The sequence below is a fragment of the Herbiconiux daphne genome (genome assembly GCF_024979295.1).
GTDB lineage: Bacteria > Actinomycetota > Actinomycetes > Actinomycetales > Microbacteriaceae > Herbiconiux > Herbiconiux daphnes.
Map to the genome: position 1 here is coordinate 1 of NZ_JANLCJ010000803.1, position 524 is coordinate 524.

Genomic DNA, 524 nt, shown 5'->3' on the forward strand with positions numbered 1-524 from the left:
GAGTTTGACATTAAATAAGCCTCGATTGAAAATGAAAAAGCGGAGATTCATCATCTAAATCTGTGGGCTAGACTTCCACAAAGATAAATAACGAATCCCCGCCTTAAATTAGCGTTTCCCACTTATCCGATTAGTGAGAGATATTGTCAGTTAATAACGTTTACCATTTACGATTTGGGAAATCATAGATAGGCTTACATTGTATTTACTAGCGATAGTACGTAACTTATCACCAGATTTATATTGTTTCCTGATCTCTTCCGCTGCTTCTGGCGTCAATTTAAAGCGATCAATAGGAACAATATCTAGATTTTTATAATGATGGTTATTCGTATTACCATCAAGATAGATTACATACTCACGTTTAAGATCAAAATCTCTAATAAATGTTTGAGCTACAAGATTTTTAACTAATACACGTTTTTTATTAATAGTTAAGCCCACTTGCCCCAAACAATCTAAGCATGTTTTTCTGTGTGTTTTGCTGCTATAGCTTTTGACGTTTCCGTATTCGTCAATCTCTC

General features: G+C 34.2%; 1 protein-coding gene. It reads right to left on the bottom strand.

Features of this window, described 5'->3' with window-relative positions:
• Positions 1-150: 150 nt before the first annotated feature.
• Positions 151-524: helix-turn-helix domain-containing protein (locus N1032_RS27785; RefSeq protein WP_259543965.1), on the bottom strand; the 374-nt coding region annotated here is incomplete at its 5' end.